The following is a 19,691-nucleotide window of genomic DNA, read 5'->3' as shown; positions in this document are numbered from 1 at the left end:
TACGGAATCGATCGAAACAAGAGACGAAAAGGATCCACAACATGGGAGTTGGAAACGTAGGAATGCAATCGAGTGCAAGTAAAAAACTGACTGGCAGCGTTGGCCTGCTGATCGCGCTTGCTCTGGTTGTCGGCGGTGGCGCGCTGATCGTGAACTATCGCCTCGGGAATCTTTTACAGGAGGCGGTGAACGAGAAGGCCCGGCTCCGCCTGGTGGCGCACCAGATTGGGGCGGAGGCTTCCGAAATGGTCGCCTCCGAGCGGGGCCTGGCCCTGGCGATGATGCTGCAGCAGCTCCAACAGGCTGATACGATGCGGAATCGCGTCACGCGTTCCCAGGATCAGTTTCTCCGGCTTGCCCAGGAATACTCTGCCAGCGTCAAGACAGGGTTGGGCAACGCCGAGGTCGCCAGCCTGATGGCCGCATTTGAATCCTCGCGGCAGTTGCACAATGAGCTGCGCTCGATGATGGAGCAGCAGAAAATGGACCAGGCGATGGCGGTTTTGAATGAGAAGCTGTTGCCGCAACTGGTGGGGCTCAATGAGTCCTCAAAGAAGCTCGGCGAAATCCAGAGCCGCGAGCTGGAAGTGCTCCGGGAGACGGCCGAGACCACGCGCAGCGCCGGCTTCTGGATGATTCTCGCGCTGAATCTGGTGGCGCTGGTGGTGGGCGGCGGAGTGTTTCTGATGGTGCGCCGTCTGACGGCGAGCCTGCGGAGCACGGTGGCGGAGTTGAGTGAAAGCGCGCAACAGTTGGGCGTCACCTCGCAGGAAGTCGGCAGCTACAGCATGTCGCTTTCCAAGTCGGCGAGCGAACAGGCGGCCTCTCTTGAGGAGACTTCGGCCTCGACCGAGGAGATCCACTCGATGACGCGCAGCAATGCGGACAACTCCAAGCAAGCGGCGTCGCGGATGCTGGAAGCTGCCAGCAAGGTGGAGGAAACCAATCGCGCTCTCGCCGAGATGGTCAACAGCATGAATGAGATCAACAGCTCGTCGAGCAAGATCTCGAAGATCATCAAGGTGATCGATGAAATTGCCTTCCAGACGAACATCCTTGCACTGAACGCTGCCGTGGAAGCGGCGCGGGCCGGCGAGGCGGGCATGGGCTTTGCAGTGGTAGCTGATGAGGTCCGCAATCTTGCACAACGTTCGGCGCAGGCGGCCAAAGACACCACTGAGTTGATTGAAGAGTCGATCCGCAGCGCCACGAGCGGCAAGAACAAGCTCGATCAGGTGGCCAAGGCCAGTGAGAGCTTAAACGGGTTGGTGAAGGCGGTTGCGAGCCTCGTGCAGGAAGTGCGTCTGGGGAGCGAGGAGCAGGAGCGGGGCATCGAGCAGATCGCCAAGGCGGTGAGCCAGATGGAGCGGGTGACGCAGCAGGTGGCGGCGAATGCGGAAGAAGGCGCGGCGGCCGGAGAAGAACTGCGCAATCATTCCTCCCGAATGGAAAGCTCGGTACACTCGCTGCAGGCCTTGGTGGGCGGGGAAACCACAACCAGCGGATTCCCCCGCTTGCCACGGCTGGCCGACTTGCGCGGCAAGAGCAACCACCCCAATGCAGAAGCTGCGATGCAGAGCCTGGGCACCAACGCGGGGTACAGCGGCCGCCTCGAGCAGAAGCGACTGGCTCAGAAGTCGAATGCTGGGAGCACTCCGGCCGGAAAATCGAATCTGGCTGTGCTCGACCGCGAGGATCCCTTCCCGATGACGGATAGCTTTGAGGAATTCTAGAAATACTCAAAGTGCACGTCGGTGAGGAGGGGACCGAGAAAATCAGCGGCGCTCCTCTCGACGGCGAGCAGTTGCTGTTCACAATGCGCGCGGTGATTGGAAACCGTGACCGCGGCCACCACACCTCGCGTTAATACATCCTGAAAATCAATCTCCGCAACCGCCACATGATGGCGGTTGCGGAGTCTTTCTTTCAGGCCGAGAACCCAGTGGCGCTTGTCCTTGAGGGATTGCGCCTCGGGCATGTGCAGCTCCATCGTAATGACACCGATGGACGCCATAAAACTACATCAACAGATCGGCTGCCACCCGCTCATTGATGAAGGCCTCGATGATGTCGCCGGGCTTCAGGTCCGAGTAGTTGGCGAGTGCAATGCCGCATTCGAAGTTCGTCTTCACTTCGGACACATCGTCCTTGAATCGCTTCAAGGTGTCGATCTTGCCTGTGTGAATCTCCACTCCGTCGCGGATCACGCGAGCGTTGCTGTTGCGCAAGATGGTGCCTTCGGTGACATAGCAACCGGCGACGATCCCCACCTTGGTGATGCGGAAGACGTCGCGCACTTCGGCGCGTCCGCGGAAGACTTCCTTGTAGACCGGATCGAGCATGCCAGCCATGGCCTTCTTGATCTGATCGACAACTTCGTAAATGATCGAGTGCAGCCGGATGTCGACCTTTTCCGCTTCTGCCGTTTGGGTGGCATTGCGTTCGGGGCGGACATTGAAGCCGATGATGATGGCGTTTGAGGCGGAGGCCAGCAGCACGTCCGATTCGGTGATCGCGCCAACGCCTGTGTGCAGGACGCGGATGCGGACCTTCTCGTTCGAGAGCTTGAGCAGCGTCTCGGCCAGCACTTCTGCCGAGCCGCCCACGTCTGCCTTCAGGATCAGGTTCAGATCCTTGATCTCGCCTTCTTTCAGTTGCTGATGGAGCTGGTCGAGGCTGATGCGCGTCCGGGCCATCGCGATGTCGCGGGCCTTGGATTCGCGGTACAACACGATCTGCTTGGCCTTGGCCGTATCGGTGATCACCTGGAAGGTGTCGCCAACCTCGGGCAATTGCTCGAGACCCAGCACTTCGACGGGGGTTGCCGGTTCGGCTTCCTTCACCGGATGGCCGCGATCGTCAAACAAGGCGCGAACCTTGCCAAAGACCGAACCGCAGATGAAGAAGTCGCCGACACGCAGTGTGCCGTTGCGAACGAGGACGGTTGCGACCGGGCCGCGGCCACGATCGAGTTGCGCTTCCAGCACTGAGGCCAGAGCCGGACGGGCCGGGTTCGAGCGGAGCTTCGCTTCGTTGACGTCTGCCGTCAAGAGAATCATTTCAAGCAGCAGATCGATGTTCAGCTTTTGCTTGGCCGATACCGGAACCATGACGGTATCACCGCCCCAGTCCTCGGCGAGCAAGCCGCGATCATTGAGCTGTTGCTTGATGCGATCGAGGTTGGAGTCGGGCTTGTCGATCTTGTTGATGGCCACGATGATCGGAACCCCGGCTGCTCTAGCGTGATCGATGGCCTCGATGGTCTGCGGCATGACGCCGTCGTCGGCCGCAACGCAGAGGATCACGATGTCGGTGACCTTCGCTCCGCGGGCACGCATGCGGGTGAACGCTTCGTGACCCGGAGTATCGATGAACACGATCTTGCGGTTGTTGTGTGTGACGGCATAAGCACCGATGTGCTGGGTGATGCCGCCGGCTTCGCCAGAAACGACGTCGGCGCGGCGAATCGCATCGAGCAGCGAAGTCTTACCGTGGTCGACGTGACCCATGACCGTGACGACCGGTGCGCGGCGCACCAGATCACCCGTGTCTTCGGCCATTTCGATATCCCAGGTGTTTTCTTCCTCAAAGCTCATCTGCGTTGTGGAAGCACCAAAGTTGGCGGCGAGCTCTTCGGCCATCTTCACATCGAGAGGCTGATTGATCGTGGCGAAGATCTTCTTCTCCACCAGCTTCTTGATAACGAGGTTGGTCCGGATGCCGAGCTTCTCAGAGAGTTCCTTGACCGTGATGCCTTCAGAGACCGTGATCTCCTTGTTGGCGGCCAGGGTCACTTCTTCCTCACGCTTGCGCAGCGTCTGGAGAAGCTTACCCTCTTGCTCGAGCTCTTTCTCGCGCTTGATCTGTTCCTTCGACTTGGTCGGCTTCACCGCATGGCGGCGGCCGGGATCGCTCGAAGGCACCACTGCGGATTCAGGCCGCAGCGGGGTGGGAGATGTCGGGTGTTTGCCCGTACGCATCGGCGGACGGCCTTGGTAGCCGCCACCACCGCCGTAGCCTCCACCATAGCCACCGGGACGGGGGCCAAGCGGCTGGGCCATGCCGGGCATGGCGCGCGGGGGCTGCGGACGGCCAGGCATGGCCGGGCCGGGAGGACGAAGCGGTGCACCAGGACGTGCTCCGGGAGGCGGACCCTGCTGCTGCCGCGCTTGCGATTGGGCAATGCGTTCGGCGAGCTTCGGATCGGGCGGAACGATCGGGCGATTGGCCTGTGGCTTCGGTTGCACCGCACCCGGGCCAGGGTTTTGCAGGGGGGGGCGGTTCGGTTGTGGACGCGGTGCCGGAGCGCCTGGCGTAAAGCCAGCGCGATTGCCAGCCAGAGGCTGGTTTGCCTGCGGGCGTGGCATCGGCATTCCAGGCGCGCCGGACGGCCTGGGCTCGGGAGCTCCCGGTGTTCCCAGTGTGGCCAGCGGCGGGCGCTGCTGCGGAGGAATGATTTGTCCTGGGCGTGGGGCCAGCGGCATCCCGGCGGTCGGCCGGGCTTGTTGCGGCGCCGGACGCAACGGAGTGCCAGGTGCAATCTGCGCTGCTGGCGGAGCCGGACGTGGCGCCGCAGGGGCCGGCGCTAACGGCGCGGACGGACTCGGAGTTCTCGGCGCAGCCGGTTGGGGGGCTGCGGGCATCGCAGGAGTCGGCTGCACTACCGCCGCGGGTGCGGGTGAGGCTGGCGCAGCGGGCGCTGGCGGTGGTCCTGGGGCGATCTGTGCCGCTGGAGCGGGAGGCGCCGGTGTCTGCGCTGCCTGTGTTTGCCCCACGGGCGGACGCAACGGCAGGGACGGAGATGGTTTCGGTCCGGCTCCGGCAGATGCCAAAGGCGGCATGAGAGGAGCGCGGAGCGGAGCTGCAATCGGCTGTGGCCGTACAGGCTCTACGGACACGGGTTCCGGGGCCGGCGCCGGAACGGATACGGCCGGTGGAGCCGCGCTGCTAGCGGCGGGAGCGGGAGCCGTCGGTGGCGCGACAGGTTCGGGAGCAGCAACAGCAGGCGCTGGAGCTACCTCTTCGCCACTCTCATCCGAATCACCGTGATCCTGAAGATCCTGCTCCGATGAATCCGATGACTTCGACGCGTAGTAAGCGCGATCGGGCTTCGCGTCGCCCGTCGAAAAGTCCTTGAGAAGCTTTTCGCGAATGACGAGAGCGACATCCGTTTCGATCGAACTCGAATGTGTCTTCTTTTCCGAAACTCCCAAATCCGGCAGCAGGTCCAGGATCGTCTTCGGCTTTACTTCAAGCTCCCTGGCCAGCTCATTAATACGAATCATATGGTGACGCTAGGTCGAATCCCTCTCCTCGGTTGTTCTTCTTACTCCATGGCTTTTCGCTTTCAATCGAAATGATTGCGTTCAGCCGTAATACGGTTGTCAGTCGTGCGCACGGTCAAAGAGTCCTAAGGAAGAAGCAGAACCCTATTATCGTAACAAATCCCTATGCTTTATCCGAATGCGCAGTTTCCGGAGCTGGCAAAGCTTCGGTCTGCGCCTCTGCATTGGCTTCCGCAGGCGCTGACACTTCCTGGATTTCTGCAGAAATTACTGGCTCTTCTGAGGATGCTGCTTCCTCAATCGGAGTTTCAGCCTCCACTTCGTTCTCAGTTGTCTCTTCCGTCTGAGTTTCAAACTGGGCGTAGAATCCATTGATCGCGGTGTAGAGCGATTGGATCGATTCCTCGCCCACACCCGGAAGCTGCTCGAGCTGTTCCGGTGTCAAAGAGCCCAGTTTCTCGACAGTGCCGACGTCGGCGCCGAGCAGTGCTTCAATCAGGTTTTCAGCGAGCCCATATTCAGCCAGTACGGAAATGGGAGTGCCAGTCGGCAGGAGTTCGGCCATCTGGCTCTCGACTTCTTGCCGCTTCTCTTCTTCGCTCTTGATGTCGATCTTCCAGCCGAGCAGTTTCGCGGCAAGGCGCACATTCTGCCCACGCTTGCCAATGGCGAGCGATAACTGGGTGTCGTCGACAATCACTTCCATGTGCTTCTCTTCGGGATCGATGATCGAGACCCGCGAGATCTTGGCCGGGCTCAGTGCATGCGTGGCAAACTCCACCGCATTCTCGCTGTACTGGATGATGTCAATTTTTTCGCCGCGCAGCTCACGAATGATGCTCTGCACGCGCATGCCCTTCATGCCGACGCAGGCGCCGACGCTGTCGACGTCACGGTCGCGGCTGGAGACCGCGATCTTGGTGCGCTCGCCGGCTTCCCGGGCACAGCTCTTAATGACGACGGTGTTGTCGTAGATCTCTGGCACTTCCTGTTCAAACAGGCGCATGACGAGTTCGGCTGCCGCGCGCGAGACAATGACGCCCGCATTCTTGCCGGTCTTCTCTACCGCCTTGATGACGACGCGAACCCGGTCGCCAATGCTATAGCTTTCCAGCTTCGACTGTTCCTTGGCAGGCAGGCGCGCTTCTGTCTTGCCCAGATCCACCACCAGATCCCGGGTCTCGATGCGCTTAATGACACAGTTCGCCAATTCGCCGACACGGCCGGCAAATTCGCCGTATACATTCTCGCGCTCGGCCTCGCGTACCTTCTGCAGAATTACCTGCTTGGCAATCTGCGCAGAAATACGGCCCAGGGCATCCATGGACAGTTGCTGGCGAATCTCATCGCCGATCTGTGGGGCAGGAATCTTATTCTTCTTTGCCTCATCGATGGTCCACTCGTTGATCGGGTCTTCCACCGTCTCCACAATTTTCTTCAGGGCAAAGACCTGGATACCCAGCTTCGGGTCAACTTCAGCGGCCATTTCGCCCGTGCTCTTGAACTGCTTGCGGGCTGCCAGGATGACAGCATCTTTGACGGCGTCAAAGATGATCTGCGCGTCGATGCCTTTTTCCTTAGCAAGCATTTCAATGGATTGATAGATCGTAGCCAATGTGATTAACCTCTGTCAGAATTCCGTGTTACCACTCGTACTTCAGGTTGGCTTTGTCGATGTCAGCCAACGCGATCACCATCGTCTGGTCCGGCGCCACTTCGAGCGTTACACGCTCCCCGTCGAAAGCAGTAAGTTTCCCATCGAAAGTCTTACGCTTCTCAATTGCTTCACGCAACTGGATCTTAGCCTTCTTGCCTAAGAAACGTTCATAATCTTTGGGCTTCAAGAGTGGCCGGTCAACGCCCGGGCTACTCACTTCGAGAGTGTAAGCACCGTCGCCAAGCACCTCTTCGGCATCGAGCAGATCGCCCATTTGGTGCGAGACTGCCTGGCAATCGTCATGCGTGACGCCTTCCGGCTTGTCGATGAAAAGGCGAACAACCCGGTGCTTGCCGCCGCCCAGCAAACGGGCTTCGACTAACTCGAGGCCAGCTGCTTGTGCCACCTGCTCGGCGATTTCTTGGATGCGGTCTGAACTGATTGATTTCATGAAGCCAAGTTCGATAAAGGGACCAATAAAAAAGTGGGCTTGCGCCCACTCATAGGTAAAAGAACTCTCTATCAAAGTATACACCTACCGGCGCGATTTGAAAAACTCCAGTAGCAATGCAGTGCATTCCGCTCCTAAAATGCCTTCCTCCACAGAAACGGCATGATTGAGCAATTCCGAGTCGGCGATCTGGAATTTACTGCGTACTCCCCCGAAACGGAGATCGCGAGCGCCGAAAACAAGGCGTTCGATGCGGGCGTTGATCAAGGCTCCGGCGCACATCGGGCAGGGTTCGAGCGTGCAATACAGCGTTGCCCCATCCAGGCGGTAGTTGCCGATTTTCTTTCCAGCCTGCCGAATGGCCAGAATTTCGGCATGGGCGGTGGGGTCGGAGGCCGCAATGGGGGTATTCCACGCTTCTGCCAGCAACTCTCCCTTTGTGCCAACCAGCACCGCGCCGACTGGCACCTCGCCGCTGGCTTCGCCGTGTCTGGCGAGGGCAATCGCCCGCTGCATCCAATGCTCGTCGCTGGGTCTCACAACAGATCGCCGCGCAGCGGTTGCCGCTGTGCAAAGGCCTCCCCATAGCGGACGCCGATCATTTCTCCCAAGCGCCGGCCCTCACGGTCTGCGCGCTCGATTGCCTCCTCAATCTCGGCAAAAAGTGTCGTATAACACCGGAGCGCCGCTATCTTTTTGTCCCAGAATTCCGTCACATCAACCACAAAAGAGGGGGCAGACGAGGCGCCTCCGGCAAAGACCACTCGCTCCGTGCGATGCGGGGCTAAATAGTCATCGAGTTTGGACAAGCCCGCCAGATAGGCGGCATTCTCTACCAACAGGCTCGCGGCGAGCGAATCCGGATGGCGGTCTTCCCAATGGGTGGCAATCAGCACCTTGGGCTTGAGCCGTTTCACTTCTCCGGTGACGCTCATGCGCGACATGATGGTGTCTTCGAGCCGGCCATCCGGGAACCCGGCGGAACCGCGCCACACGACGCCTAATGTCGCTGCGGCGCGGTCGGCCTCATCGAGCTTCAGGTCTGATTGTGAAAACGAACCCGCTTCCCCGGAGGTGAGGTCGAGAATCGCCACCCGCTTTCCTGCGCGACTCAGCTTGGCGATGGTGCCTCCGCAATAGAACTCTGCTGTACCCGGGTGTGCCAGCATCGCTGCCACATCCACTTCCGGCAGATTATCCAGATACTGACTCGCCATCCGTCTTACCATCGATCCTCCAACCGGAGAGCCGAACGGCGTCGCGTTGGCATCAACCGGATCAAAATTACGCCGGCGAGAAAGCCGCCGACATGTGCAAACCAGGCCGTGCCGCCACCGTTGGCGGATGCATTCGCGAGTTGGCCCACCCCGCTGAAGAGCTGCACGACAAACCAATAGCCGATCATCAAGAAGGCCGGCACATCAATCGTCGTGATGAAAAAGATGAAGATCACCAGCGTATGCACCCGGGCATGGGGAAAGCTCACCAGATAAGCTCCCATGACGCCGGAGATCGCTCCGCTGGCGCCAATCGCCGGTACACTCGATTCGGGATTGAAGTAGACGTGCAGCAGTCCGCCTGCAACCCCGCACAACAAGTAGAAGACCAGGTACTGCCCGTGGCCCAGGATGTCCTCAATGTTGTCGCCAAAGATCCACAAAAACCACATGTTCCCCAGCACGTGCATCCAGCCGCCGTGCAGAAACATGGAGGTGAAAATATCAAGGAACTGGAAATGGCTGGGGACGGTTCCCCAATGCGACAGAAAGTAGTGGAGCGTATAGTCATCGAGCGTGAGCTCATAGAAGAACGCAAGCAGATTGGCAAGGATCAACGCCACTGTAACCAGCGGCATCGTTTCGCTACGCAGTGAATCCCGGAGCGGGAACACGTTCTAGAGTCTCCTTTGAATCTCGTCCATCACGCGCCTGTCTGCCCGTGCCATCAAGGCTAGCGCCTTTTCCTTATCGGCAATGCCGCCGCGGGCGCCAATCGCTGTGCAGTTTAATGCTGCCATCGCATTCGAGAAGTCGAGAACCTGCTGGATCTCCCAGCCCGCCAACACACCGTAGCAGAAGCCCCCGTGGAAGACATCGCCAGCACCGGTGGTGTCGACGCAATTGACGACAAAGGCAGGCGAATAGTGAAACTTTCCGGCCACGCGCGCGAGAGTGCCATGCGCCCCTAAGGTCATGGCGGCGCAGTGGATCCCGTACTCTTCCTGGATCAGCTCGAGCGCTTTTAACGGGTCGCTCTGGTGGGTCCATTGGATCGGGAACTCGCTTGAGGCAATCAGGTAGTCGACATAGGGCAGGACGCGCTCAAAGCCCTTGTAAATGGTGTCGACATCGACGGTGACCGGAATTCCATGCTCCCGCGCAATCCGTGCGGCCTTCTCCATGGCCGGGGTATCGTGGCCATCAATGTGGAGGAGGCGTGAGGACTTGATCATCGACTCGTCGATCTCACTGGGATCGAGCCGGAGACAGTCCGGCCGTTGCCAGAAAACGGTGCGCTCGCCGGTGGACTGGTCGATGATGATGTAGGCGCTCTGGTTCTGGCAGCCTTTGCGTTGCTGGACATGATCGAGGTTGATCCCCGATCCCTGCAGGCTCTCGATCTGGATGCGGCCACGCTCGTCGTCGCCGACGGTTCCAATGTACTTGGTCCGCAATCCGAGCTTCGCGCAGGTCACCATTGCGCTTGCCACCTGCCCTCCCGGACTCAGAATTTCATGGGTAAAAGGCCCCTTGCCGGCGTAAGAAGGGAAGTGGGGAACGATGATCAGGGTATCGGTGGCATTCAAGCCGATGCCAACGACGTCAAACTCGGACATTTATCCAGAGTACAGTGAAGCGCCCGCCGCTATTTCTGGGGAGGCATCTTGTAGACGTAAATTTTGTGGCCGCGGCGGAAAGCATCCACCTTTTCTTCCTGATTTGCCTTCCAGCCCTCAATCTCATAATCGTGCGAGATGACCCGCGCCCCGGGCTTGAGACTCTTCTCCAGTTTGGGCTTCAGCGTGTTGTTGCTGTCGCGCAACAGATAGAGAATCACGACATCGGCTTCCGAGAGGTCAGCATCAAAGACGTCCCCATGGATCAGGTGCACCCGGTCACTCAGTCCGAGGCGCTTGACTTCCTCCTGACTCGATTTGACCAGCCGGGAAGACAGCTCAATCCCCACCGCCTTGGCATCGTACTTCTGTGCGGCCGCAATCACCACCCTGCCATCGCCACTTCCGAGGTCATACACTTTTTCGCCGGGCTTGATCTTGGCCAATTCGAGCATCCGGTCGACGATAAGATAAGGGCTCGGCACATACGGCGCCAGCTGATTCGGATGGATCTCGGGCTTTTGCGCAAAGATCGCACCGGCCGTCAGTATCGTCGCCATCAGGATTTTCATTGTGCTACCGCTACTCCCACTTTCCTATTTTGCTTCGCCTTGCCGATTTTCCCCACCATCTCGCTGACTGCGAACCAAAGGTCGCGGGGACGGGAAATCGTGTACTCAACACCCCGGAAGTGCTTGACGGCATGGCCGATCGAATCGCGCCACGGAATCTGTTGCGGATAGAGATTGTAGTTCAGATAGAACACCGGGTAGTCCAGTGTACCTACACTTTTCAACGCATCCTGAGGCACATTCTGATCGAGCAGCACCTTCGGTCCGGCAAAGATGACGGCATCGAATTGCTCGTTGCCCACGACTTCCCGCTGGAGCAGATCGCTCAGAAACTCGGTCTCGGAATTCTTCGTGCCCAACTTTTTGATGTCGATCGTTCCCAGCTTCAGATCGCGCAAGGCTTCCCCGATTTTCGGGAAATCGATGCGATCCGCTTTTTCTTGCTTGTACAACACCTTTTGGTCCTGCATATTGAACGCGACCAGTGAAAACTTCCCGATCCGGGGATCGCGGCTGATCGTGCGCAAAATGCTCACTAGTGCCGACGTGTCTACAGGCTGTAAGGTTGCGGAACGTGATTTTTGGGGTGCGAAATTGATGAGAACTTTGATGTTGAGCGGAATTTCCCCTACCGCGCGGGCTACGGGCGGCTCTTCGTAGAACTGTTCGGACTCAGATGGCTGCACGGATTCGGCCAGGGCGCTCATCTCAATCGTCTTGTCTTTGGGGGGGAGCACCGCCTCCACCTTCCAGCTATTCGAACAGACCCGCTCGGAGCGATCGCGCATCAACCAATCGATCTGATACTTGCCTTCGCCAATGTCAAAGCCGCCCTGAAGATAGGCCTCGCCCTTGGCGTCGTCGTCGAGCTGCGGCACACGCACCCGCTGGATGAAGTAACGGTCGCCTTCTGGATTGCCTTCTGGACGCACGCGGAAGATGATGGTAAGCAAATTGTCCGATCCGGCCAACTCGCGCATCGGGACTGTCACCTCAAATCCGGCATGGAATTTCAGATCGAAGCCAAGCAGGGCCTTGGCGTCGTCCACTTTACACGGAAGGTCTTGGCGAGCTTCCCCCGCTTCGAGAACAGCCATGTCCGTCCCGAACATGCGCGGCGACTTTCCTCCTGCCAGGAAATTCTGTCCCGCGAGGGGGACTGGAATCATGAGGCCTGCCACCAAGCCGAAATTGATCAGGTTCGACGAGAAGTACAACATCGAACGACTCCCTCAGAGTATTTAAGCGAAATAAATTAAGATTTTGACTGCTGGGCGCTCTAGCGGACGCCGGAATGACTTAGCACGTATTCTAAACACTTCAGTTCGGAAAATTAAGCCCGGGGCTCTCATTTCCCATCGGATTTTTTTCTGCAAACGATAGCGCTGGAACCACGTGCAGGTCGTGATAGCCTCTCGAATATGAAACTTCTCATGTTCGAGCGCCCCGGCGGTCCGCCGGAAGCGGGCGTTCTCGCAGCCAATGGCTCGGAGATCGTTCCTCTGGCCGGAGCTGGCTTTTCCTGCGTTTATTCGATTGTTCAGGGTGGGGCGACTGCTCTGGCCAAGGTGAAAGACTTCGCGGGCAGCGCCAGTGCTCGTGTCCCGCTCGAGAGTGTCCGCATTCTTGCGCCCATTCATCGTCCTCCGAAATTCATCTGCATCGGACTCAACTACCGCGATCACGCAATTGAGTCGAACATGGCCATCCCTGAGATCCCTACGGTGTTCAATAAGTTTCCGAGTGTGGTCATTGGCCCCGGCGACAACATCGTCCTGCCGAAAATGTCGGAGAAACCGGACTACGAAGCCGAATTTGCCTTCGTCATCGGCAAGACCGGCAAGAATATCAAGGGCGAAGACTGGCGCGACTATGTGTTCGGCTACACCAATGTGAACGATGTCAGTGCGCGTGACATCCAATTGAAGGGCACGACGCAGTGGCTGATGGGCAAGACCTTTGACACCTTCGCCCCGATGGGGCCCTATCTGGTCACCGCTGACGAGGTGCCCGATCCGCACAATCTGAATGTCAAGCTCACCCTGAATGGCGAAGTAATGCAGAACAGCTCCACCAAAGAGCTGATCTTCAACATCCCGCAGTTGCTCGAATATCTATCGAGTGTGTTTACGCTTGAGCCGGGCGACATTGTCTCCACCGGCACGCCTCCCGGCGTGGGCATGGCCAAGAAGCCGAACCCGGTCTTCCTCAAGCCCGGCGATCATTGCATCGTCGAGGTGGAAGGTCTCGGCCAGTTGCACAATCCCGTCGTCGGCGAATAGCTGTTTAGCAACGAATGAAGTCGGCCCCCCGCTCTGCAACCATGAGCGTGGGGGCCAATGTATTTCCACTGGGAATAATCGGCATGATGCTCGCGTCGATGATGCGCAAACCCGGCACTTCATGCACCTTGAGATCGCTGTCGACGACGGCCATCCGGTCGGAACCCATCCGGCAGGTGCCGCAGGCATGCCACATGACATCGTAGGTGATCTCGGGTTGCGCGCTGCCCATGCGTTCGCCGATGGCGCGAGCCCGGGCCATGCCGCGCTCAAGAGTGCGGCGGTCTTCCGGTTCTTCAAGGACGTTCAGGCGGATGAGCGGACCGTCGTTCGGGTCGGCGCTGCGGAGCCGGAGATAGCCCCGGCTGAAAGGACGCAAAAGCACGGTCCAGAGGGTAAAACCATTGGCTCGCGAGGTGCGCGGGACAAAGTTGAGTTGCAGGTCGGGCGCCGGGGCTTCTGGATAACTCTTCAAATAGGCCAGCGCTTCGACGACGGGTGAACTCAGTGGGCCGATGCCGGAGATCCAATAGCGAATCTGATCCATCAGGCCAGGGTTGCTGGCCAACTGGGGCGGGGCAGCGGCAAAGAATTCCTGTCCGGCGCGGACATGATCCTGCAGATTCTCGCCGACACCCGGCAGATCCACCAGCACCTGTACGCCGCTGTCCTCGAGATGAGAAGCTGGTCCGATGCCGCTGCGCAAAAGAATGGTGGGCGTCTGGATGGCTCCGGCGCACAGCACCACTTCATAGCGGGCATTGAATCGTTCGATCTTGCCGTCGCGCAACACCTCGACGCCGCGGGCACGTCCCTCTTCAAGGAGCACCCGGACGACATTCGCTCCGCTGACCACCGTCAGGTTCGGGCGATCCTTCATCGGGCGTTCGAGAAAGATGTCGGCCGCGGTAGGCTTCTTGCCGTTGCGCTGCATCACCTCGCAGGCTTCCGCCCCTTCGCTCGTGCCCTGTTTCAGGAACTCGGTGGTGAAGGGGTGTAGCTTGCGCAAGGTCTCGACGGGCAGGCCTTGCTTCAAGCTCTTCTCAAAATAAGGCGAGACATAATCCCAGCCCCAACCGGCATTGCCCAGTTCCCGCCACGCGTCGTAGTCGTAGCGATCGCCTTTGGCATAGATGCCGGCATAGAGAGCGGTGGAGCCACCCAGCGCCTTGCCGCGCGGGTAGGCGAGCCGCTTGCGTTCGAGATAGGGTTCTTCTTCGGTTTGCAGATTCCAATCGAGAGGGCCGCCGAGGGCCTTTCGCCACGAGAGGGGGACCCGCGCTTCCGGTCCTGGATCGGCGACGCCTGCTTCGAGAAGCAGGACATTCAACTGGCGCAATTCACTCAAGCGGGCGGCCACGACGCAGCCTGCTGCGCCTCCGCCCACTACGATGTAGTCGGTTACCAACTTTTCAGCTTAAGCCTTAAGGCGTGAGGCCGTCCCAAACTCTGTCGTCATGGAACCAGAGAAAGACTGTTTCGCCGGAAAATTTTCGCTGGACCGCCTCGATCTGATCGTTATCGAGAACGGCAAAGTAGCGGTATTCGCCGGAGCCGAGCACTCCGGCGACGGAGACGCTGCCGAGTCCCCGGATGGGCGTGGCGATCTTCATCAGAAGGCCGACCTTGTTTGCCGCCTTTTCGGCGAAGCCGGGCCGCGCGGCAGCTTCGCGATAGGCCTTGCCGATCCCGGCGGGGGCCGTCCAGGAGGTACATTCGGCGCGCAGATCGCCAGCGACCACCTTCGGGTCTGCAGCGGCGAGTTTGGTGGCTGCCTGTGCAGGGCGATTGAAAAGCAGGATGCCGCGTACGCCGGGCAATCCGGACACAGGGCCGGCGCTCTCGAGCGCCCCGGACTTCCACATTTCCCGGATGTGTTGCAGGTGAGAGGTCTGGAGTTGCTTGCTGCGTTCAGGGCTGAGTTTGCCGGAATTGGGGCCGTCTTTGAGGAAGCAGAGCTGGTAGTCGGCGGCGAAGGCGGAGATTGTGAAGAGAATGCAGCAGAATCGACGGAAATACGTCATAGGAGTGCCTTACCTGTTATACTTCAGAAGTCTACCCACCGCCGTCGGGGCGTGGCTCAGCCTGGTAGAGCGCCTGGTTCGGGACCAGGAGGCCGGAGGTTCGAATCCTCTCGCCCCGACCATTTTCCTTAATACAAAGATTTATAGGTTCAGCCGCCAGAGGGTTTCGCTCGCGGCGACTTTTTTGATTGTGTGCATCCTTTACCTCGTGCGTGCGATATAACTCAGTCGGTATCGTCTCATTCTGTAGGTGGACCTAACGTTTCGTTGTTGAACGATTCACTTGTCTTCCAAAAACTGATGTAGGTGCTCGACTGAATTCCAGGACTGTGTATGTGCGACGAGCCGAATATACTGTTCCTGTTCCGGCATTTCGTGAATGACACGATAAGGGAACGAACGCTTCACGAATTCAACATCAGCTTGGTGGAAGTGTTTCGATCTGACAATTGAGTCCGACACTTCGCTGATCGCCCGGTTGTATCCACCTTTCAAGTCCACCTTATCCCGGCGCATGTGAAACTCGATTCGACTATCCAATTTCGTTTCGGTTTTCATCGCGAAACTGATGGCGATATCGATATCGCCGACCGTATTGTCTTCGCGTCGCATATAGCTGCCGTAAACAATGGCTTCTTGCACGAAGAACGCGAATTTACGGTTCGAGTTCGCTTTTGCGATGCGTACTCCAAAAGCCGAGAACAACTCATCCGCTTTTTTAAGGGTTAGCCTTTGGGTAGACTGTTTCTTCTTCGACCTCCAACCCGCAGAGATCAGCGCTCGGTTCAACGTCCTGTCCTGTTTGGCATCTTTGGCGAGAAAGTCGAACAGGTCTTTCGGTGTTTGGAAGGACCTATTAAATGTCTTCTCCGCAACCTGAAATATATTCGGTGAATCGACTTGTGGTGCAAGCGGCCCAAAATCAGTCAGGTGCTCACCCGCCATGGTTTGAAAGACTTCGAGCGCAGTTGTGAATTCAAACCCAAATAGCTGGGTGGCCTTCGTCATGAAGATATCTTGTTGCTCGAACCGTTCGTTCTGAAGTGTCGCGACCAGATCGGCGTCGTTTGTGAACTTCCGTCCGTAAAGCTTCTCCGCCAACTTTAGATTCTTCTTGCCGAGCTTGTGCATCCATCTTGCAGGACTCTCCTGTTGCTCGGGCTGCTTGATGAGTCTCTTTGTCGTTTTGTTCATGGACGTGTTCAATTCCAGCGCTATCGGGCTTCGACCGATTGGGAGTGCTGTGCCAATTCGCGATTCACACTTTAAACGGCATGCTACATCAATCGCGGTAAGAATTTAGGGCTCGCACTGAGTGCGTGCTACTCACTACTTTCGCCGCTATGAATAGGCCACGGGTCTCTTAATTTAGAGAAACACGCCTGCGAGCGAATCGCGGATCAAGCCGCGCCCAGTACGCGATCGTAAAATCGAAACTCATCCGGCGAAGACCGCCCGCGTTTGGCGATGCGGGGCCTCCAATGTTCACAGGGGTGCAAGGCACTATAGGCCGCGCAGTTGATGGCGCCCCTGCTTTAACCGTATAATCCCGGTTCATGCTTTATCGCCATTTTCTAGTCGCCCTGGGCGCACTACTCGCGCTTGTCCCCGTCGGACAAGCCCAGTCTCTTGATCTCACAAAGGCCGTCATCCGGACGGCAGGCACACTCTCTAGCCGCGAGGAACGGGCGGTGACGATGCTCATCGAAGAGGTGGAACGCCGCAGCGGAGTGCGCTGGCGCCGCGAGACGGCAAACGCCACAACGGCTCCCTCCATTCAGATCGGTCAGCGGACGGCCATCCAGCCCCCTGCCGGTTCTACCTTTACCGAGTCGAGGGCGGAAGGCTTCAATAACGGAATCCGGCCCGGAAACTCGCAGGTGTATGTCGCGGGCAACGATTCCCGTGGCATCCTTTTCGGCGTCGGCCATCTGCTGCGGCATCTCGAAATGCGGCGTGGCTCAGTCACCCTATCTACCTCCTACAAGGCGGCAACGGCCCCGGAATCGAAGCTGCGGGGCCACCAGCTTGGCTACCGTCCGAAGACGAATTCCTACGACGGCTGGAGCGTCCCCATGTGGGAGCAGTACATCCGCGACCTGATCGTGTTCGGCATCAATGCGGTCGAACTGATTCCGCCGCGTTCCGATGACGACCCCGACAGCCCGCACTTTCCCGCGCCCCCGATGGAGACAATGATCGCCGTCTCAAAGATCCTCGACGATTACGGCCTCGATGTCTGGGTCTGGTACCCGGCCATGGATGACGACTACTCCGATCCAAAGACCGTCGAGTTTGCCTTGCGCGAGTGGGGCGAAGTGTTCCGGAAGCTGCCGCGTGTCGATGCCGTTCTGGTTCCGGCGGGCGACCCTGGCCATACCCCGGCCCCCATCCTGATGCCTTTCCTCGAGAAGCAGACAGCCAACCTGCGCAAGTACCACCCGAAGGCTCAGATGTGGCTTGCTCCGCAGGGCTTTCAAAGCGACAGCATCGAGTTCTTCTTTGAGACCATGGCCAAGCATCCTGCCTGGCTGACCGGCATCACCTACGGGCCGCAAACGCGCATTAGCCTGCCCGAATTGCGCAAGCGCCTTCCCGCCGATATTCCGATTCGCCACTATCCCGATATCGCCCATAGCCGTCAGGCGCAATACCCGGTGCCAGATTGGGACTATGCGATTGCCGTCACCTCCTCTCGGGAACCGATCAATCCGCGGCCGGTCGATCAGGCTTCGATCTTCCACACGCAGCAGAAGTACGCGATGGGCTTCATTACTTATTCCGAAGGCTGCAATGACGACGTGAACAAAGCGATCTGGAGCGGCCTGGGCTGGAACCAGAAGACGCCGCTCATCGAGATTCTGCGTGACTACGCGCGCTACTACATTGGCCCGGACTTTACCGACGACTTTGCCCATGGCCTCTTGTCGCTGGAGCAGAACTGGCGCGGCCTGGTCAGCAGCAATCCGGGAATCGAGACGACGCTGCGGCAGTTTCAAGAGATGGAGCGCCGGGCGCTTCCGTCGCAGATGCTGAACTGGCGCTTTCAGCAGGCGCTGTACCGTGCCTACTATGACGCCTATGTGCGGCGGCGTCTGCTGACCGAGACGGCGGCAGAACAGACGGCGATGAGCATGCTGGAGCGCGCGATCAGCGGGTCGATTCCGTCGAATGACGCGATGCAGAATGCGGAGACGACTCTGTTCTCGACCACAGGCGACAACGCCTTGCGCACCCGCGTGTTCCAGTTGGCCGAGGCGCTCTACCAGAGCATCCGCATGCAACTGAGCGTACCTCTCTATCGTGGCGAAAGCGGCCGTGGCAACACGCTCGACACGGTGGATGCGCCGCTCAATAGCCGCAATTGGCTTCGTTCGCAATTTAATGAGATCCGCAAGCTGCCCGCCGAGAAGGATCGTGTCGCACAGCTCTCGAAGATCGTGAACTGGACTGATCCTGGCCCTGGCGGCTACTATGACGACCTGGGCCGTGAAGGCGCGCAACCGCATCTGGTGCCGGGTGTTGGCTTTAAGGACGATCCGCAGTTCTTCCAGACCCCGGTTGCCTTCTTCATTACCACCGGGCAAGGCCGCAGCTCCTGGTGGGACCAGATGATGGCGCTCTATGAGAACACGCTGCGCTTGCGCTACAACGACCTCGATTCGAATGCGAAGTATCGCGTCCGGGTAGTCTATGGCGCGGGGCCCCTACGGCTCCAGACTGGCACCGGCGTCGAGATCCATGGCTATGTCGAGAAGCCTTTTGAAGTGCTCGAATACGACCTCCCCAGCGGTGCGATTCAGAACGGAAGCCTAACGCTCCAGTGGAATCGCACGCCGGGTGGTGGTGGACCTGGCCGTGGGTGCCAGGTGTCTGAGGTGTGGCTGGTGAAGCTACGCTGAGCGCCGCAAACACTCGGCCTGATCGCCGCGGCCGGTGATCAGCTCATCGATCTCAGAGAGAAAGAGACCGTGCGCTAAGAGGCCAGGAATCGAAGTCAGCTTCCTGGCCAGCGCCTCGGGGTTGGAGAGCAAACCGAAGCGGGCGTCGAGCACGGCATTGCCCTGGTCGGTGGCAAACAAGCTGCCATCGGCCTTGCGGCGCAGGCTCACTTGCGCACCCATTGCAGCGACTGCGGCTTGGACAAAGCCCGCGGCAAAGGGCAGCACTTCAATGGGCAGCTTGGCGGCGCCAATCTGCGGCACCAGCTTGCTCGAATCGATGATGCAGATCATCCGCGTGGCCGCTTGGGCGACAATCTTCTCGCGCAGGAAGGCGCCGCCGCCGCCCTTGATCGCTACCAGATTCGAATCGATCTCGTCGGCGCCGTCAATGGCGATGTCGATCTTCTGGTGTTCGTCAAAGTTGGTGAGTGGGATGCCCAGGCTGCGCGCGAGTGCTTCGGTGGCGAGCGAGGTGGGGATTGCGACAATCTGCAGCCCCTCCCGCACTCGCCTTCCGATTTCGCGAATCGCATGAGCGGCTGTACTGCCTGTGCCGAGGCCGACCACCTGGCCGTCCTCGACAAATTCAACTGCTCGTCGCGCGGCGACGAGCTTTTCTGCGTCTAAATTCACCATCGGC

The 19,691-nt window shown here is 58.9% G+C and carries 18 protein-coding genes and 1 tRNA gene; 5 read left to right on the top strand and 14 right to left on the bottom strand.

Annotated features, from left to right (window positions below):
• Positions 1-62: 62 nt before the first annotated feature.
• Complete coding sequence (locus tag M017_RS30860) at positions 63-1,733, top strand: methyl-accepting chemotaxis protein (RefSeq protein WP_051669519.1); 1,671 nt, start codon at positions 63-65, stop codon at positions 1,731-1,733.
• Here M017_RS30860 and M017_RS0104955 read toward each other — a convergent pair.
• Together M017_RS0104955 and infB are read right to left on the bottom strand one after the other, a co-directional pair.
• A complete protein-coding gene (locus M017_RS0104955; RefSeq protein ID WP_031496265.1) occupies positions 1,730-2,014 on the bottom strand; it encodes a DUF503 domain-containing protein in 285 nt (94 codons plus the stop codon). The genes M017_RS30860 and M017_RS0104955 overlap by 4 nt on opposite strands.
• Before the next feature lie 4 nt (positions 2,015-2,018).
• The gene (gene infB, locus M017_RS0104950; protein WP_238325961.1) at positions 2,019-4,367 is read right to left on the bottom strand and encodes a translation initiation factor IF-2; all 2,349 of its coding nucleotides are present in this window, start codon (positions 4,365-4,367) and stop codon (positions 2,019-2,021) included.
• An 85-nt stretch (positions 4,368-4,452) separates the two neighbouring features.
• Here infB and M017_RS30130 point away from each other — a divergent pair, with 85 nt between their 5' ends.
• Complete coding sequence (locus tag M017_RS30130) at positions 4,453-5,049, top strand: hypothetical protein (RefSeq protein WP_238325980.1); 597 nt, start codon at positions 4,453-4,455, stop codon at positions 5,047-5,049.
• A gap of 399 nt (positions 5,050-5,448) precedes the next feature.
• Here M017_RS30130 and nusA read toward each other — a convergent pair whose 3' ends face one another.
• From nusA to M017_RS0104910, 8 genes are all read right to left on the bottom strand, one after another.
• On the bottom strand, positions 5,449-6,900 hold the full coding sequence (gene nusA, locus M017_RS0104945) for a transcription termination factor NusA (RefSeq protein ID WP_051669518.1): 1,452 nt from the start codon (positions 6,898-6,900) through the stop codon (positions 5,449-5,451).
• Positions 6,901-6,928: 28 nt separating this feature from the next.
• Positions 6,929-7,393, bottom strand: coding sequence for a ribosome maturation factor RimP (locus M017_RS0104940; RefSeq protein ID WP_031496258.1), 465 nt, complete (start codon positions 7,391-7,393; stop codon positions 6,929-6,931).
• 84 nt (positions 7,394-7,477) lie between these two features.
• Positions 7,478-7,933 (bottom strand): tRNA adenosine(34) deaminase TadA, encoded by a 456-nt coding sequence (tadA, locus tag M017_RS0104935; protein ID WP_035957678.1) that lies wholly within the window; start codon positions 7,931-7,933, stop codon positions 7,478-7,480.
• Complete coding sequence (locus M017_RS0104930; protein WP_080507510.1) at positions 7,930-8,622, bottom strand: PIG-L family deacetylase; 693 nt, start codon at positions 8,620-8,622, stop codon at positions 7,930-7,932. The genes tadA and M017_RS0104930 overlap by 4 nt, the downstream gene beginning before the upstream one ends.
• Positions 8,616-9,284, bottom strand: a complete 669-nt coding sequence (locus M017_RS0104925) for a rhomboid family intramembrane serine protease (protein ID WP_031496254.1) — start codon at positions 9,282-9,284, stop codon at positions 8,616-8,618. Before M017_RS0104925 ends, M017_RS0104930 begins: the two co-directional genes overlap by 7 nt.
• A gap of 3 nt (positions 9,285-9,287) precedes the next feature.
• Positions 9,288-10,229 carry a carbohydrate kinase family protein gene (locus M017_RS0104920; protein WP_031496252.1) on the bottom strand — a complete coding sequence of 314 codons (942 nt, stop codon included), beginning with the start codon at positions 10,227-10,229 and terminating at the stop codon, positions 9,288-9,290.
• A 29-nt stretch (positions 10,230-10,258) separates the two neighbouring features.
• The gene (locus M017_RS0104915) at positions 10,259-10,801 is read right to left on the bottom strand and encodes an SAM-dependent methyltransferase (protein WP_155121245.1); all 543 of its coding nucleotides are present in this window, start codon (positions 10,799-10,801) and stop codon (positions 10,259-10,261) included.
• A complete protein-coding gene (locus M017_RS0104910; RefSeq protein ID WP_051669517.1) occupies positions 10,798-12,021 on the bottom strand; it encodes a hypothetical protein in 1,224 nt (407 codons plus the stop codon). Before M017_RS0104910 ends, M017_RS0104915 begins: the two co-directional genes overlap by 4 nt.
• A 201-nt stretch (positions 12,022-12,222) precedes the next feature.
• Here M017_RS0104910 and M017_RS0104905 point away from each other — a divergent pair, with 201 nt between their 5' ends.
• Entirely contained in the window at positions 12,223-13,083 is an 861-nt protein-coding gene (locus tag M017_RS0104905; RefSeq protein ID WP_031496248.1) for a fumarylacetoacetate hydrolase family protein, read from the top strand.
• Positions 13,084-13,087: 4 nt separating this feature from the next.
• Here M017_RS0104905 and M017_RS0104900 read toward each other — a convergent pair whose 3' ends face one another.
• Both M017_RS0104900 and M017_RS27395 read right to left on the bottom strand, forming a co-directional pair.
• Positions 13,088-14,491 (bottom strand): GMC family oxidoreductase, encoded by a 1,404-nt coding sequence (locus tag M017_RS0104900; RefSeq protein WP_051669516.1) that lies wholly within the window; start codon positions 14,489-14,491, stop codon positions 13,088-13,090.
• A gap of 16 nt (positions 14,492-14,507) precedes the next feature.
• Entirely contained in the window at positions 14,508-15,107 is a 600-nt protein-coding gene (locus tag M017_RS27395) for a hypothetical protein (protein WP_051669515.1), read from the bottom strand.
• A 45-nt stretch (positions 15,108-15,152) separates the two neighbouring features.
• Between M017_RS27395 and M017_RS0104890 the strand changes: the two genes are divergently transcribed.
• Positions 15,153-15,229: transfer RNA gene (locus M017_RS0104890), tRNA-Pro, on the top strand.
• Between the two features lie 157 nt (positions 15,230-15,386).
• On the opposite strand, the gene M017_RS0104885 is transcribed toward M017_RS0104890, so the two are convergent.
• Positions 15,387-16,301 (bottom strand): nucleotidyltransferase family protein, encoded by a 915-nt coding sequence (locus tag M017_RS0104885; protein ID WP_031496242.1) that lies wholly within the window; start codon positions 16,299-16,301, stop codon positions 15,387-15,389.
• Positions 16,302-16,663: 362 nt separating this feature from the next.
• Between M017_RS0104885 and M017_RS0104880 the strand changes: the two genes are divergently transcribed.
• The gene (locus M017_RS0104880; RefSeq protein WP_031496240.1) at positions 16,664-19,009 is read left to right on the top strand and encodes a hypothetical protein; all 2,346 of its coding nucleotides are present in this window, start codon (positions 16,664-16,666) and stop codon (positions 19,007-19,009) included.
• Here M017_RS0104880 and rpiA read toward each other — a convergent pair.
• On the bottom strand, positions 19,001-19,687 hold the full coding sequence (gene rpiA / locus M017_RS0104875) for a ribose-5-phosphate isomerase RpiA (RefSeq protein ID WP_031496239.1): 687 nt from the start codon (positions 19,685-19,687) through the stop codon (positions 19,001-19,003). The two genes, M017_RS0104880 and rpiA, sit on opposite strands and share 9 nt — an antisense overlap.
• Positions 19,688-19,691 lie beyond the last annotated feature (4 nt).

Origin of the sequence: Bryobacter aggregatus MPL3 (assembly GCF_000702445.1) — a bacterium.
In the GTDB taxonomy this organism is placed as follows: domain Bacteria; phylum Acidobacteriota; class Terriglobia; order Bryobacterales; family Bryobacteraceae; genus Bryobacter; species Bryobacter aggregatus.
Note: the sequence above shows the minus strand (reverse complement) of the source record. Positions and strands in the feature narration are given on the sequence as shown.

Bases quoted from the DNA above. Each gene is read 5' to 3' on its own strand.
- M017_RS30860 (WP_051669519.1), top strand. From the start codon at position 63: ATGCAATCGAGTGCAAGTAAAAAACTGACTGGCAGCGTTGGCCTGCTG.
- M017_RS0104955 (WP_031496265.1), bottom strand. From the start codon at position 2,014: ATGGCGTCCATCGGTGTCATTACGATGGAGCTGCACATGCCCGAGGCG.
- infB (WP_238325961.1), bottom strand. From the start codon at position 4,367: ATGCCACGCCCGCAGGCAAACCAGCCTCTGGCTGGCAATCGCGCTGGC.
- M017_RS30130 (WP_238325980.1), top strand. From the start codon at position 4,453: ATGATTTGTCCTGGGCGTGGGGCCAGCGGCATCCCGGCGGTCGGCCGG.
- M017_RS0104940 (WP_031496258.1), bottom strand. From the start codon at position 7,393: ATGAAATCAATCAGTTCAGACCGCATCCAAGAAATCGCCGAGCAGGTG.
- M017_RS0104930 (WP_080507510.1), bottom strand. From the start codon at position 8,622: ATGGTAAGACGGATGGCGAGTCAGTATCTGGATAATCTGCCGGAAGTG.
- M017_RS0104920 (WP_031496252.1), bottom strand. From the start codon at position 10,229: ATGTCCGAGTTTGACGTCGTTGGCATCGGCTTGAATGCCACCGATACC.
- M017_RS0104915 (WP_155121245.1), bottom strand. From the start codon at position 10,801: ATGAAAATCCTGATGGCGACGATACTGACGGCCGGTGCGATCTTTGCG.
- M017_RS0104910 (WP_051669517.1), bottom strand. From the start codon at position 12,021: ATGTTGTACTTCTCGTCGAACCTGATCAATTTCGGCTTGGTGGCAGGC.
- M017_RS0104905 (WP_031496248.1), top strand. From the start codon at position 12,223: ATGAAACTTCTCATGTTCGAGCGCCCCGGCGGTCCGCCGGAAGCGGGC.
- M017_RS27395 (WP_051669515.1), bottom strand. From the start codon at position 15,107: ATGACGTATTTCCGTCGATTCTGCTGCATTCTCTTCACAATCTCCGCC.
- M017_RS0104885 (WP_031496242.1), bottom strand. From the start codon at position 16,301: ATGAACAAAACGACAAAGAGACTCATCAAGCAGCCCGAGCAACAGGAG.
- M017_RS0104880 (WP_031496240.1), top strand. From the start codon at position 16,664: ATGCTTTATCGCCATTTTCTAGTCGCCCTGGGCGCACTACTCGCGCTT.
- rpiA (WP_031496239.1), bottom strand. From the start codon at position 19,687: ATGGTGAATTTAGACGCAGAAAAGCTCGTCGCCGCGCGACGAGCAGTT.